General features: G+C 37.4%; 8 protein-coding genes. 4 read left to right on the forward strand and 4 right to left on the reverse strand.

The window, feature by feature from the left end; genetic code table 11:
• Window positions 1–263 precede the first annotated feature (263 nt).
• From OLM61_RS12330 to OLM61_RS12340, 3 genes are all read left to right on the forward strand, one after another.
• Window positions 264–5,354, forward strand: coding sequence for a translocation/assembly module TamB domain-containing protein (locus OLM61_RS12330; protein ID WP_264522973.1), 5,091 nt, complete (start codon window positions 264–266; stop codon window positions 5,352–5,354).
• Complete coding sequence (locus OLM61_RS12335; RefSeq protein WP_264522974.1) at window positions 5,338–7,656, forward strand: BamA/TamA family outer membrane protein; 2,319 nt, start codon at window positions 5,338–5,340, stop codon at window positions 7,654–7,656. Before OLM61_RS12330 ends, OLM61_RS12335 begins: the two co-directional genes overlap by 17 nt.
• A 116-nt stretch (window positions 7,657–7,772) precedes the next feature.
• On the forward strand, window positions 7,773–8,402 hold the full coding sequence (locus OLM61_RS12340; protein WP_173964667.1) for a DUF4230 domain-containing protein: 630 nt from the start codon (window positions 7,773–7,775) through the stop codon (window positions 8,400–8,402).
• A gap of 155 nt (window positions 8,403–8,557) precedes the next feature.
• Here OLM61_RS12340 and OLM61_RS12345 read toward each other — a convergent pair whose 3' ends face one another.
• The 3 genes from OLM61_RS12345 to OLM61_RS12355 form a co-directional block, all read right to left on the reverse strand.
• Entirely contained in the window at window positions 8,558–10,315 is a 1,758-nt protein-coding gene (locus OLM61_RS12345) for an aromatic amino acid hydroxylase (protein ID WP_264522975.1), read from the reverse strand.
• A gap of 144 nt (window positions 10,316–10,459) precedes the next feature.
• A complete protein-coding gene (locus OLM61_RS12350; RefSeq protein ID WP_264522976.1) occupies window positions 10,460–10,900 on the reverse strand; it encodes a hypothetical protein in 441 nt (146 codons plus the stop codon).
• Between the two features lie 225 nt (window positions 10,901–11,125).
• The gene (locus tag OLM61_RS12355; protein ID WP_264522977.1) at window positions 11,126–11,512 is read right to left on the reverse strand and encodes a group III truncated hemoglobin; all 387 of its coding nucleotides are present in this window, start codon (window positions 11,510–11,512) and stop codon (window positions 11,126–11,128) included.
• 384 nt (window positions 11,513–11,896) lie between these two features.
• Here OLM61_RS12355 and OLM61_RS12360 point away from each other — a divergent pair, with 384 nt between their 5' ends.
• Window positions 11,897–14,053: an RICIN domain-containing protein gene (locus OLM61_RS12360; RefSeq protein WP_264522978.1), complete on the forward strand. Its 2,157-nt coding sequence runs from the start codon at window positions 11,897–11,899 to the stop codon at window positions 14,051–14,053.
• A gap of 80 nt (window positions 14,054–14,133) precedes the next feature.
• Here OLM61_RS12360 and ilvA read toward each other — a convergent pair whose 3' ends face one another.
• On the reverse strand, window positions 14,134–15,378 hold the full coding sequence (gene ilvA, locus OLM61_RS12365; protein WP_264522979.1) for a threonine ammonia-lyase IlvA: 1,245 nt from the start codon (window positions 15,376–15,378) through the stop codon (window positions 14,134–14,136).
• Window positions 15,379–15,469: the final 91 nt, after the last annotated feature.

Genomic DNA, 15,469 nt, shown 5'->3' on the forward strand with positions numbered 1-15,469 from the left:
AAATCTAAATTTTAGAGAAAAGTAACGATGACAGCCTTTTAATCTGACGTTGATAAGTGTGAAGTTTTTGGTTTCTAAAGGTTGTGTTTTTTGTGTACACCTTCGTACCTTCATGGCTGGAGAAAAGTAAGAAAACAATTATTTGTCTCTAAATTTTAGAATAATTGCAGGTAATTGTGTAAATTGTTAAAGTTTAAATTTTACAAATTTGTAAATACAGTTTTGTATGAATTAAAATTAATCCAAATGTGTTTTATTGACGTATGAATAAAAAAACCATTCATTTTCTAAAAAAAACACTTCGTGTACTGCTTTGGTGCATGGCTTCTGTAATTACGCTTTTATTGCTTCTTATTATTTTAATTCAGGTTCCGTCGGTACAGAATTTTGTAAAAGATAAGGCGATTACCTATCTGCATAAAAAGATAAAAACCAAAGTATCCCTAGAACATATTTCGATAAAATTTCCGAAAGATATTGTTTTGGAAGGTTTTTACTTTGAGGATCAAAAAAAGGATACACTGTTAAGCGGGAAACGTTTAGAGCTCGATGTTGATTTGTTTAAACTGATCAACAGTGAACTGGAAATTAATTCCGTTTCGCTGCAAAATACAACGGCGCGTATTTCGAGAGATAAAAAGGGTGTTTTTAATTTTGATTATATTATCAAAGCATTCGAATCTAAAGAACCAAAAGTAGAAGATCCAAATGCCAAACCTTTTAAAATTTCGGTTGTAAAAGTAAATCTTGACAATGTCAGGTTTGATTTTAAAGATGATTTTTCGAAAAATGACATCCGCGTAAAACTCACGCATTTTGATACCAAATTCAAAGAATTCGATCTGGATAAAATGAATTTCAATATTCCGAATATTGATTTAAACGGATTAAAAGTAATGCTGAATCAGGATGTGGTCGAGAAGATTGCGGAAGCATCGGTGCAAACCGTTGATACCATTTCAAAAAGAGCCGATTTCAATTTGAAATTAGGGAAGATCCGATTGGCAAAAATTGATATTGCGTATGACAACAAAGACTCCAGGTTAGATTCGGGAATCAAGCTGGATGAGCTGAATTTATCAGTAAACAAAATTGATCTGAACCGCCAGTTATTGGATTTTGAGGCTTTCGAACTAAAAAATCTAAAAGGAAATTTACGACTGGGCGCAAAAGACAAACAGCTTCAAACTCCTGATTTAGATACCACAGCCATAAAACAGGCCGGCTGGAAAGTAAAACTAAACCTGATCGACATACAAAATATAGCCTTCCAATTTGATGATATGCAATCAAAGCCTATTGCTAAAGGAATCGATTACAGTCACATGGATTTGAACCAGCTTAATTTTAAAGCAGAAAAATTGTATTATGGGAACGATACAATTTCGGGAAATATAAAAACGCTGACCGTAAACGACAAAAGTGGTTTACAGCTGCAGGCTTTAAAAACCAATTTCTTTTACGGTCCGAAGAATGCCTACTTGAACGATTTGTATTTAAAAACCCCGCAAACACTAGTCCAAAATAGTATTAAAGTTGCTTATCCTTCTATAGCTTCCCTTTCGAAAGACCTGGGTAATCTTACTTTGGATGCCGTTTTAAGCCAATCCAAAATCGGATTTAAGGACATCTTGCTTTTTGCCCCCGATTTACAAAAGAACAATCCGTTTAAAAGCAATCCAAATGCAGTTTTGAATCTCAACACCCGTTTGAGCGGAAAAATAAAAGACCTGACTATTCCACAGTTCGAAATGAGTGGAATCGGAAGCACCAAAGTCGCTGTTTCGGGAAAGATAAAAGGCCTGCCTGACGCACAAAAAGCAGATTATGATTTAGATATTAAAAAGTTTTCCAGTACCTCCAAAGATATTTATTCGTTTGTGCCTGCGGGAACCATTCCGAAAAACATTCAGTTGCCTGCTCAGTTAAATGTGCAAGGAAAGTTTAAAGGTTCGGTTCAGAACTTTAAAACCAATTTGGCTTTGAGCAGCAGTTTCGGTAAGGCAAAAGTAGACGCCTTGTTCGATCAGCGGTTCAAGAAAAAAGAAAAATACGATGCGACCGTTTACTTACTCGATTTTGATTTGGGAAGATTGATTAAAAACGATTCAATAGGAAGAATTACGCTTAAAGCAAAAGTAAAAGGCAAAGGTTTGGACCCCAAAACGGCTCAGGCAGAATTTGACGGATTGGTTCAGAAAGCTGTCTTTAATAAATATACCTATAAAGATCTGTCTTTAAAAGGGCATATTGCCAATGGTTCTTTTGGGGTAAATTCAGGAATGAATGACCCGAATCTGAATTTTAATTTAACGGCAAGCGGAGATACCAAAGACAAGTATCCTACCATTCAGTTAAAATTAAACCTGGACATTGCCGATCTCGAAAAACTAAACCTGCACGCCGGCCCAATGAAACTGCGTGGAAATGTCGATGCCGATATCGCCAATAGTAATCCTGATTTTTTAAACGGAAAAGTGTTTCTTTCGAACATTCAGGTTGCACAGGAGGCAGAACCGATCATTCTCGATTCAATTCGGGTAATTGCCTTTGCCGATCAAAATCGAAACAACATCAAAGTATCTTCTCAGTTTTTAAACGCCGAAATCGATGGTAAATACAAACTGACGACTTTAGCAGCAGCGCTGAAAAAAACAGCCTCAAAATACATTGATTTAAAAAATCCAAAAGTAAAAGGCGAATCCGATGAGCAGCGTTTGGCTTTTACAATAAAGGTGGACAACGATCCTATTTTACTGAAACTGCTTCCGGAATTAAAAGGTTTAGAGCCGATTACCCTAACAGGGAAATACAACAATGTAACCGATTCTCTTCAAGTCAGCGGAAGTATTCCGAGAATTGTATATGCAGACAACACCATTGCCGATGGGAAAATTAACATTGAAGCCAAAGAGAATGCTTTAGAATACAAGGTTTCTTTTGGTACAATTGAAAGTGGATCTTTAAAAGTTCCGTTTACAAGTTTGTTCGGAAAAATCGAAAACAATATTCTCGATTATGCATTGGAAGTAAAAGATGCCAAAGAAAAACAGCAGTACTTTATTGCGGGAGATTTAAAGCATGACGGTTCAAAAAACAGCCTCAGGATTGATGCTCAGAATTTTATTCTGAACTATGATAAATGGAATATAGATCCGGAAAATGTGGTGGAGTTTGGAGGTAAAAGGTTGTACGTTAATAAATTTAATTTAGAAAATTCGGGTAACGAGTTAAGAGTTCAATCGCAAGGAGATCAGGATAATGCGCCGTTACAGGTTGATTTTGTCAATTTCAAAATAGAGACGATCATGAACATCGTCAAGAAAGATCAATTGTTGATGCAGGGGCTGATTAATGGAAATGCTCTGGTTGAAAATGTGATGACAAAACCAACTTTTACTTCAGACATAAAAATAGATCAGTTTGCTTTTAAAGGAGAGCCGGTTGGAAATATTGCGGTAAAAGTCGACAATAAAACAGCAAATTTACTGGCAGCAAATGTTACGCTTGACGGAGAAGGAAATGAGGTGAATCTGACCGGAAATTACAAAATAGACGATGGAAATCTGGACTTTGATTTAAATCTGAACAAACTGAACATCAAGAGCATTCAGGGTTTTAGTATGGGCAATCTAACCGAAGGGACGGGGTATTTAACAGGGAATTTCAAAATTACCGGAAACGCTAACGCTCCAAAAGTAAACGGAGAACTCAACTTTAAAGAGACAGGTTTCAGAGTAACGAAGTTCAACTCCTATTTTAAAACAGTCGATGAAAAAATAACACTTCAAAACGATGTCATCACCTTTGATACGTTCACACTGCATGATGAAAATGACAATGAATTGATTGTAAACGGAACCATCAAATCGACAGATTATAGCCGTTTTGACTTTGGTTTAACCGTTGTTGCAGATAATTTCAGAGCCATACATTCGAAGGAAAAAGACAACGATTTGTTTTATGGAGATCTGTTGTTAGATACGAAACTAAACATCAAAGGAACACTTGAAAATCCTGTAGTTGGTGGAAATATTAAAATAAATAAAGCCACTAAGTTTACAGTGGTAATGCCGCAATCCGATCCTTCCATAGCAGATCGCGACGGAATAGTAGAGTTTGTCAACGAAGACAATCAGTACCTGAAACAAACGGCTGCGATGGAGCAAAAACTGAATCAATCGAGGTTAGTGGGGATGGATGTAAGTGTGGCTATTTCGATCGACAAAGAAGCCGAATTAACACTGGTTATCGATAAAGGAAACGGTGATTATTTGAATTTAAAAGGAGAAGCCGAACTTACAGGTGGAATCGATCCGTCGGGAAAAACAACTTTAACGGGTAAATACGAGTTTTCGGATGGGGCTTATGAGATGAATTTCAACATGATCCGACGAAAATTTGATATTCAGAAAGGAAGTTATATCATTTGGAACGGTGAGCCTACCATGGCCAATCTGAATATAACGGCGATTTATAAAGTAAACACCGCACCAATAGATTTATTGGGCAATCAATTACCAACGGATAATCCGACCGAGCGAAACACCTATAAGCAGAAAATTCCGTTTCAGACCTTGTTGAAAATGAACGGGGAGCTTTTAAAACCTGAAATCACTTTTGATATCGTACTTCCGGAGGGCAATAATGATGTTTCGGCAAATGTGGTATCGCTTACCAAAGCAAAACTCCAGCAGTTAAGACAAGAACCGGCGGAATTGAACAAACAGGTTTTTGCTCTTTTACTATTGAACCGATTTATTGGCGAAAACCCATTTTCGAGTGAAAGCGGCGGAACTAGTGCAGAATCGCTCGCACGACAAAGTGTGAGCAAAATTTTGTCACAGCAATTGAATGATCTTGCTGGAGAATTAATCACCGGAGTTCAGTTAGAATTTGACCTCGAGTCAACAGACGATTATACATCGGGAAGCAGAGAAAACAGAACCGATTTGAACGTAGGGGTTTCTAAAAAGCTGTTAAACGATCGATTAAAGGTTACCGTAGGAAGCAGTTTTGCGGTGGAAGGACAGGAACGCGCTAACGAACAGAGTACCAATATTGCAGGCGATGTGGCACTGGATTATCAATTAACGAAAGATGGCCGTTATATGGTTCGTGCGTATCGAAAAAATGAATATCAGGTGGCTGTTGAAGGACAGGTAGTCGAAACGGGGGTTGCCTTTATCATCACCATGAGTTATAATAAATTCCGCGAACTTTTTCATCGCAGTGCAGCCGAAAAAGAAATGATAAAAGAAGAAAAACTGCGCAAGGAAAAAAATAAACTCAAAGAGAAAGAGGAGAAGCAAAAAAAGGAAAATCAAATAGAAGGAAATGAGCAAAAAACATAGCAACAGGAGCATGAAATACATCAGCTGTTTTGCTGCGCTATCCTTATTTTTTGTTTTTGGATGCAGTAATACAAAGTATTTACCGGAAGGCGATTTATTATACACAGGAGGTTCTGTAACCATAAAAGATTCTATTCTTAAAAAGAAAGAACGAAAAGAACTGGAGAACGAACTGAATGATTTGCTGCGCCCGAAACCGAACAAGCAGTTTCTGGGATTGCGGCCTAAATTATGGTTCTATAATATGGCCGGAGAGCCTAAAAAGCAAAAGGGAATCCGATATTGGCTGCGCACTAAAGTGGGCGAACCTCCGGTACTTTTTAGTAAAGTCGACTTAGATTATAATGCTGCTGTTCTTCGGAATTTTACCGAAAACAGAGGGTATTTTAAAACCTGCGTGAGTGCCGACTCCACCGTTAGCGATAAAAGAGCTACGGCAGAATATACAGTAGTACCCAAAAAGCAGTACACGATTAAAAGCGTGATTTTTCCTGATGATTCATTGGCAATGTCAAGAATAATCGGAAGGTCAAGCCGAAGAAGCTTGTTGAAAGTGGGGCAGCCCTATGATTTGGATGTTATAAAAGCAGAACGGGAGCGTATAGATGCCAGACTGAAGGAGAAGGGGTATTATTATTTTAACCCCGATTATCTTTTGGCTCAGGTAGACAGCAGTAAAGGAGATCATGAAGTAAAAATTAGATTGGTCATTAAAGCGGATACGCCTCCAAAAGCGCTTACCGCTTACAAAATCAATAAAGTTGTAGTCTATCCGAATTTTACCATTTCAAAAGACAGTGTTAAATACCAGCCGAAAGATGTGGTTCAGTACAAAGACTTTACCATTATTGATACGGCGAACACTTTTAAACCAAGAGTTTTTGACCGCGCCATCTACTTCAAAAAAGGAGATGTTTACAACCGTAAAGACCACAATCTGACCCTAAATCGCTTTGTGAATTTGGGAACATTCAGTTTTGTTAAGAATGAATTTAAGCCTTCTGATAGTTTGCCAAATGCGCTGGATGCGTATTATTATCTGACACTTTTGCCAAAGAAATTTATTCGGGTAGAAGTTTTGGGGAAAACAAACTCGGCCAGTTATACCGGAACAGAAGTAAATCTAAACTGGAACAACAGAAACTTATTTCGCGGTGCAGAATTACTGACGGTTTCTATTTTTGGCGGTGCCGATTTTCAGCTTTCAGGAGCGAATAATGGTAGAAACATCTACAAACTTGGAACAGAAACCAGTTTGACCTGGCCAAGATTTATCGTTCCGTTTTTTCATATTGAAGGTTCGAGCGAATATGTGCCGCGAACCAAAGCAACAGTGCGCTATGAATATCAAAACCGAACACAATTGTATGCGTTAAACTCTTTTAAAACGTCTTTTGGATACCAGTGGAAAGAGAACATTCGGAAAGAACATCAGCTGAATGTAATTGATGTGACCTATGTGAGTCCCAATCACGTCACGGCTGAATATTTAGCAGATATTAAGCAAGATCCATCTTTGGAAAAAGTAATCGAAAAGCAGCTTATTTTTGGACCAACTTATACCTATACCTACACCAATACCATGCAAAAGCGTAGAAAAAATACGTTTTACTTTAGTGGTGATCTAGATTTGGCCGGAAACGTTACAGGTCTGGTGACAGGCGCTAATATTAAGAAGAATGATACCATAAAGATATTTGACGTTCCGTTTAGTCAGTTCGTAAAAATGAGAGGTGACTTCAGGCATTATTTAAAACTGGGAAAAGAAAGTGAATTGGCCAGCAGAATTATTTTGGGAATAGGACTTCCGTACGGAAATTCACGAGCTTTGCCAACGGCTAAACAATTTGTGGTAGGAGGAACCAATAGCATTCGGGCTTTCAGAGCCAGATCACTCGGGCCGGGAAGTTATCTCAATACCCAAACGACTAATAATTTTCTTCCGGATCAGTCAGGCGATTTGAAACTGGAGTTTAGTACCGAATACAGGGCAAAACTTTTTAGTATTGTTCGTGGTGCCGTATTTGTAGATGCAGGAAATGTGTGGCTGCTCAATTCAGATCCAAACAAGAAGGGCGGAGAAATTACCAAAGATTTCATGAAAGATATTGCCGTAGGAGCCGGAGCCGGATTGCGTTTTGATTTGTCTTTTCTGGTTTTAAGAACCGATTTGGCATTTCCGTTGAGAAAACCCTATTTGCCACAAGGACAGCGATGGGTTATCGACGATATTAATTTTGGAAGTGGCCCCTGGAGAAAAGACAATTTGATTTTAAACATTGCAATTGGATATCCTTTTTAGTTTTTTCTACGAATATAATTTTCATTTCGCTAGCGTTCAGATGCTGAAAAAAAACGTAGCAGAAAACGTTTAACCTCTTGAAAAAAAGAAGTAAATTGGTCTAATAAATTAATAGAATGCAAAATTTAATAAAGAGAATAATAGTTTTGGTCGCGGTCGTACTGGTTATAGTACTGGCTTTCAAGTATTGTGAATTCAAAAAAGACGACGATTCGACTATCGACTATAATACCAATCTGATTCAGCAGCAAATCTTAAATGTTGGAAAGTTAGTCGTTACCGAAGGGCATTTCTCTGAAGTCATTACCTATAAAAATCAGCAGAAGTATTTAATGGACATGGTTTCTTTTGAGAAGAAAGCACTTGTAGTGGTCAATGCAAATGTTACCGTAGCCTACGATTTGCATAAAATGAAGTACGATATCGACGAGAAGAACAAAACGATTACGATTTTAAACATTCCAAAAGAAGAAATTACCATCAATCCGGACATACAGTTTTATGATGTAGAACAAAGCAAACTGAATCCATTTACCGGAGACGATTACAACAAAATCAATAAATCGGTAAAAGCGAATCTGGCTAAAAAAATAGAGGGCTCTACACTGAAAACAAATGCTCAGAACCGATTAATCAGCGAGTTGTCTAAAATCTTAATCCTGACCAATTCAATGGGCTGGAAACTGCAATACAACGGTAAAACTATTGAATCTGAGAAAGAACTGAATCAGGATTTGAAGCTTTGATTATTTGAGGTACTAAGACGCTAAGATACTAAGGTTCTAAGTTTTTATTTTCAACCAGATTGCTATTGTTTGTCAAAAATGACAAGTTTTTTTTTTTTTTTTAAACTCAGAACCTTAGTATCTCAGAAGCTTAGCAACTTACAATAACTTCTAAACTAAACCGCTTCCTTATCAAAAATCAAATCCAAACCTCCCGAAATCAAATGGGCTACTTCCGGACGTTTCAGCTTCAACTGATCCAGATGAACTAAAACCTCCTGTAAAAGCTGTTTCTCATTGGAGTGTTCTAAAAGCTCGGTAATTTCAACGGCCAGTAACCAATCATTAGGGTGGCTTTCTTTTAATTTGTAAAATACATCCTTTAATTCAGTCGTTGCCCCTTTATTTTCTCTAATCATACGAACAGTTTGATACAGGACTTCTAAGTCGTCACGTTCGTCTGAATGTTTTGCTTTTATAGTAGTTGTTTTGGGTACAGTATTGATCAGATCGAAACTATTTACATCGGCTGGACCAGAAAAAGCCGAAACGACTTTTTTACCAATCGCCATATCATAGTTCCCCCATTCAGGCTGAAACAAAAGGGTCTCTCCATGTGTTACCGTACAATTTCTGAAACTGATCAGAATGATTTCACCATGCAGGTTTCTGGAGCCTGTAATGATTTCACCTTCAACAATAATATTACCTTCGAATTCTAATTTTACGGTTTCATTTTCTACAATCGAATAAGCCTGTAAATCCATTGGACTCATGTCTTCAATCGCCAGGTTAAAGCCTTTCAGTTTCCCAATCGGACTTCCGAATCCGTGTGGATGCGTTAAAGTTCCGTGACCAACCAATTCTTTTTCGCGGTACGATAAAGCCGTTTTTCCGGTAGTCTGAATGTATATTGGTTTTCCTTCATCTTCCAGAACATTGGTAAATACTCCTGAAACTTGTAAACCGGTACTCAGTTCAATAGTTCCTAAAGCATTGGAATGAATTAGTTTTTGTATTCCGGATAAACCTCCGGTTCTTAAAGCCATTTTATTGGCAAATTCTTCTAAAACCAAACTCAAATAAGAAAAATTTGGTGTTACATAAAGCTGAGGCTGCAACTGGGTGATATCAAAATTCTGATTGGCAGCAGAGATGTTATACGGGATTTTTTTCACATTATCCGTCATACACCAGGCACTTTCTCCGATAGAGGATAGTAAACCTGCGCCATATATTTTTGGATCTTCAACTGTTCCGATCAAACCATATTCTACCGTCCACCAATGCAGGTTTCGAATTTGGGCCATTTCAGACAATTCACCCATATTGTTTTGTAAATCGGCAACCGCTTTTTCAGCTTCGTCTATTTTTTCCTGAGGCGTATCTTCGGCTTCTTTCAAAATAGAAAGCAGTCGGATCGCTTCATACATCTGATAATCTTTATGAGAGGAGATGGCTTTACAGCCAATTTCTCCAAAACGTCTTAAATACTCTGCATATTCCGGATTGGCAATAATAGGTGCATGACCTGCGCCTTCATGGATAATATCTGGTGCCGGAGTATATTCGATATGTTCTAATTGACGAATGTCTGAAGCAATAACCAAAACGTTATACGCCTGAAATTCCATAAAAGCATTCGGCGGAATAAATCCGTCTACTGCAACAGCTGCCCATCCAATTTCAGTTAGTATTCGATTCATTCCGTACATACTTGGAATGGAGTCAATTTCGATACCCGTTTTTTTCAAACCATCCAGATAAGAATGGTGTGCTACTCTTGAAAGATAATCTACATTTTTGCGCATCACATAGCGCCAAACCGCCTGATTAATTGGTGTGTAATCACCATAATCCTGAGGTTTAATAAATTGCTTTAAATGTTTAGGCAATCGCTCTAATAACGGGTTTGTTTCAATACTGGCATTCATTTCGAAAACGTTGTAGATTAGAATGTAAAATTACAAATTAAAGATGCTAAATTTTGCTATTCTTCACAATTTTTTTAGTCGAAATGATTTTTTATTGCATTTTTCGCGGATTTCTTTTACAACAGTAAAAAACAGAATTGCTGCCTAGCAATCGTTATTTTCATAATTTACTTTCTCGAGTGCCTTCTCGTATTTTTCAATCTCTTTTTTGGTCATTGAAGCCTCTTTCAGATCCACTTTTAATTGTTTTTTGCTGTCAGGACTAATCCATAAACCGCTAAAAGCAGTTCCTTCTTTTTTAAGAATAAACAAACCTGTAAAAGCATGTTCTACCAGTGCAAGCTGATTTTCGTTTTTGATGTTCTGAGTAATATCAAGCTGAATCCAATTGCCCGATTTATCATAACGGTACATCGAGGTGTACATTAAATCGGCAGTGCATGGGTTTTCTTCGGCCTTGATGTAAAGGGTAACGTTTATTTTTCCGTCAACTGTTCCTTTGTACAAAGTGTTTTTTGCTGATTGTGCTTGTGTGAGGTTTAAAAAGAATAGAGATAATAAAAAAGAGAGTAGTAATTTTTTCATATTCAAATGTGATAAGGGGTATAGGTTAGTGTAAATTTAATTTGTTGGGGGTGTAGGAGTGAAAAATGATTTGAGACACTAGGTGCATTTAAATGAAGTGAACCGCCTTTTTTAAGGGTTATAGAACCTGTGTTTCTATGGGTTTAAACATCAATTTTGGTTTAAAAATAGGGGATATTTTCTTCATGGCCAATAATGACTCCAACTAATTGCAGCTTAAAAAAATTAGTGGTTTTCGGGATTCCTGAAATAATCAATTTTATAATTGAACATGTACGCCATGTTAGCTGCCCGCATTTTTGCTTCCTCGGTTATAGTTCCTGAAAAAAGTCCATCGATAGAAGTGTTAAAGAGTAATGTCCAACGGTCAAAATGAGTTTTATCTACCGGTAATTGTTTGTGTGGAGGAAAAGGACTTCCCGAGTAAGCACGAACATCAAACAGTATCGTTTGCCAAAAGCCATACATTTTTTCTAAATGTTCAGGCCAGCGATCCTGCAATTTGCCATTAAAAATAGGGCCAAGTAAATCATCCTTTCTTACTTTATCGTAAAAGCTGTCTACCATTAATTTTATGTCTTCCAGGTTTGAGATGTCTTTAAGAGCTGCCATGTTTTCTTACTATAAATTGAAAGACAAAAATACGATTTACTTAGCTGTAATCGGTGATATTTATCATTTTCAGGTTATTTGTTCTGTTCAATGGAAAATAGTTTCGCAGTACTCAAGAAGCAATTTTTAGAAGGAAATATTTCTTTTTGGCAGGGGAGAAATTGACGGAGTAGGATTTTGATTGATTTTTTCAGTTTTAATTATTTGTTAATCAAGTGTTTGTAAAATAAAAGGATAAGGTTTTGTAAAGGTGAGTTTTTGAAATGATGTGTATTTGTAAAGCTTTTAAATTGTTGATTTAAAAGAAATTGACATAATATTGGATGGTATTAACAAAATTAATCTTAAAAAATAAGAAAAATTTAATTATCCAAAAACCAAAAAATGATGAACAAAACTACCCCAAAATTACCAGAGAAAAGGAATCCTAAAGTATGGCTGTATGTCTTTTTTATGATTTCATTTACGATTAATATGATTGGTCAAACAGTTACTCCGTGGATAACCAGCGGCGATCAGACCAAATTATTGCAACAGCAGGCCACTGTAAGTTTCGGCACAAATTCCGGAAGTAATCCCTCTACTGTAACTGTTAATGCAGGAACAACCTATCAAACCATGGACGGTTTTGGCTATACGCTTACCGAAGGCAGTTGCGAAGTCATTAGCGGAATGGCGGCAACACAACAAAATCAGCTGTTGAATGATTTGTATCATCCGGTGACGGGTTTGAATGCCAGTGTAATTCGTATTAGTATAGGAGCTTCAGATTTAAGCAGTTCTTCGTACAGTTATAATGAAACTTCGGGTGATGTGAATATGAATAATTTTAGTCTCAACGGACCAGATTTGACGTATTTGATTCCAATTATCAAGAAGATACAGCTTATTAATCCAAACATCAAAATACTGGCAACTCCGTGGTCGGCACCAAGATGGATGAAAAGTAACAACTCATGGGTGGGCGGAAGTTTACAGACACAATATTATGCTGCTTATGCGAGGTATTTTGTGAAATATTTTGCGGCCATGCAGGCACAGGGAATTTCGATTTGGGGCATCACACCTCAAAATGAACCCGAAAATCCACATAACGAACCGAGTATGTTGATGAATTCGACAGAACAAAAGAATTTTATCAATACACAGCTTGGTCCACAGATGGCAGCAGCGGGTTATGGCAATATAAAAATTATAGCATTTGATCATAACTGCGACAATACAGCTTATCCTATTGATGTTTTGAACAACAGCAGTTATGTTGACGGCGCAGCATTTCATTTGTATTTGGGGAATATCTCTGCGATGTCAACAGTGCGAAATGCAACAAACAAAAACGTTTATTTTACAGAGCAATACACCGGCTCAGGTGGAAGTTTTAGCGGTGATTTTGGCTGGCACATGCAAAACGTTGTGATTGGAAGTACCAATAACTGGGCAAAAACGGTTTTGGAATGGAATGCGGCAAATAATTCGGGTCTTGGACCGCGAACACCGGGCGGATGCAGTACCTGTTTAGGTGCAATTACCGTTAATAATAGTACAAGTTATACCAAAAATGTAGCTTATTATATTATTGGTCAAATCTCAAAATTTGTAAAACCCGGTGCAGTAAGAATTGGTTCGTCAAGTACTAGCGGAACAATTCAAACTGTAGGTTTTAAAAATCCCGATGGTTCTATTGCACTTGTAGTTTATAATTCAGGATCGGCCAATACCATAAAAGTAGTTTCAGGAGCATCAGCATTTAATTATTCAGTTCCGGCATCATCAGCGGTTACTTTTAACTGGTCAGCAGGAGCACCGCCGTCAACTTCTTTTCCGGGCTACTATAATATTATTTCAAGAAACAGTAATAAAGGATTGGATGTTGCTGATAATTCGACAACAAGCGGAGGTCGCATTCAGCAGTATGACATTACTAACGGAGGAGGAAGCAACCAGCGTTGGAAGTTTGTTCCTGACGGAAGCGGCAATTACTACATTATTGCGAAATCGACCGGGATGTATCTGGCAACTGAAAATAATAGTACTGCCGACGGGATAAAAGTGCAGCAAAAAACATTCTCCGCTTCAAACGAATTTAAATGGACCGTTACAAGTGTTGGTGGAGGTTACTATCAGATTCTTAATGTGAATAGCGGGAAATCATTGGATGTTGAAAATGTTTCTACAGCAAATGGTGCAAATATCCAGGTGTGGGCATACGGAGGAGGTTTGAACCAACAATGGCAGCTGGTACAGGTTGAAGCTTCAACCGCCAAACAGGCTTTAACAGCCGAGACTGTGACGGTAAGCGAGACTGCTTTTTCTGCTTACATCAATTCGACAAATAATTATTTGAAAATCAATACCCCAAATTCAGGTGCAGGTGAAGTCGAAGTTTATGCGGTTACAGGTCAAAGTGTTTTAAAAAGAACCGTTGAATTTAGAAATGGAAATGAAACTGAGATCGAAATCTCAAAGTTGCCAAAAGGACTTTATGTGGTAAAAGTTAAAGACAGTAAAACGTCGTATGCTAAAAAAGTAGTAAAACAATAATTACAAATCCTAAGTTTAAGTAGTAATTTTATTTTGTTTTGAAACGGCTGTCTGATTTAAAATTCAGACAGCCGTTTGTATTATCCTATCAGTTGCGTAAATAAATCCTGATTGTCGTTGAGGTATTGAAATTCAAAACCATTCTTAGTCATATTTACTTTAATGGCAAGAATATCTTTTTTGTTTTTTAGCTCTAAACCAACGACTACAGAACCCACTTCGCGGCTGTTTTTCTTCGCAAACTGGAAATACGTGATATCGTCATCAGGGCCTAAAATGTTGTTTACAAATTCTTTTAAAGCCCCCGGACGCTGTGGAAACTGAATCATAAAATAATGCATCAGCCCTTCATACAGCAAAGAACGCTCTTTTATTTCGGCAGTTCTTTCAATATCATTATTGCTTCCGCTCACTACACAAACGACTTTTTTGCCTTTGATTTTATCTTTGTAAAAATCCAAGGCAGCAATAGTAAGTGCTCCTGCGGGCTCTACGACCATAGCCTCTTCGTTGTACAAACGCAAAATCGTAGTACAGACTTTTCCTTCGGGAACCAGAACTATGTCGTCTAAATTATGACGACAGATTTCAAAAGTTTTATCGCCAACTTGTTTTACGGCAGCACCATCCACAAACTTGTCAATTGTTTTTAAAGCGGTGTTTTTCTTTTCCTCAATAGAGGTTTTCATCGATGGAGCTCCTTTGGGTTCAACGCCAATAATTTTTGTATTTGGACTCAGTTGTTTAAAAACTTCAGACAGCCCCGAAGCCAGTCCACCACCGCCAATGGGCACAAAAACATAATCGATAGGCTCGTTGTAACTCTCTAAAATTTCCAATCCTACAGTTCCCTGACCGGCAATAACTTTATCGTCGTCAAAAGGGTGAATGAAGATCTTTTTGCTTTCGGCAGCATCTGCTGTGGCCGAGGCATAAGCATCATCAAAAGTATCTCCGGTAAGTACAATTTCAACAAACGATTTTCCAAACAGCTGTACTTGTTTTACTTTTTGCTTCGGAGTGGTTTTGGGCATGTATATTTTGCCTTTGATTTGCAAAAGATGGCAGGAATAAGCGACTCCCTGTGCATGATTTCCTGCACTCGCACATACAATTCCGCTTGCTTTTTCAGTTTCAGTTAACGAGGAAATCTTGTTGTAAGCCCCTCTGATTTTGTACGACCGAACAATTTGTAAATCTTCCCTTTTTAATAAAATGGTCGATTTAAACTCTTCCGAAAGATTTAAATTTTGGGTGAGTGGAGTAGCGGCAACTACATTTTCAAGTTGCTTTTTAGCAGCAAGTACTTCGTTAAATAAATTCATAATGATTAAATTGTTTTTGCCACAGCTTAAAGGATTTGATAAGATTTTTAATCTGTGATAAAATGTTTTGCAATATTTTTTAAATAAAAAA

This window comes from Flavobacterium sp. N502536 (assembly GCF_025947345.1).
Lineage (GTDB): Bacteria > Bacteroidota > Bacteroidia > Flavobacteriales > Flavobacteriaceae > Flavobacterium.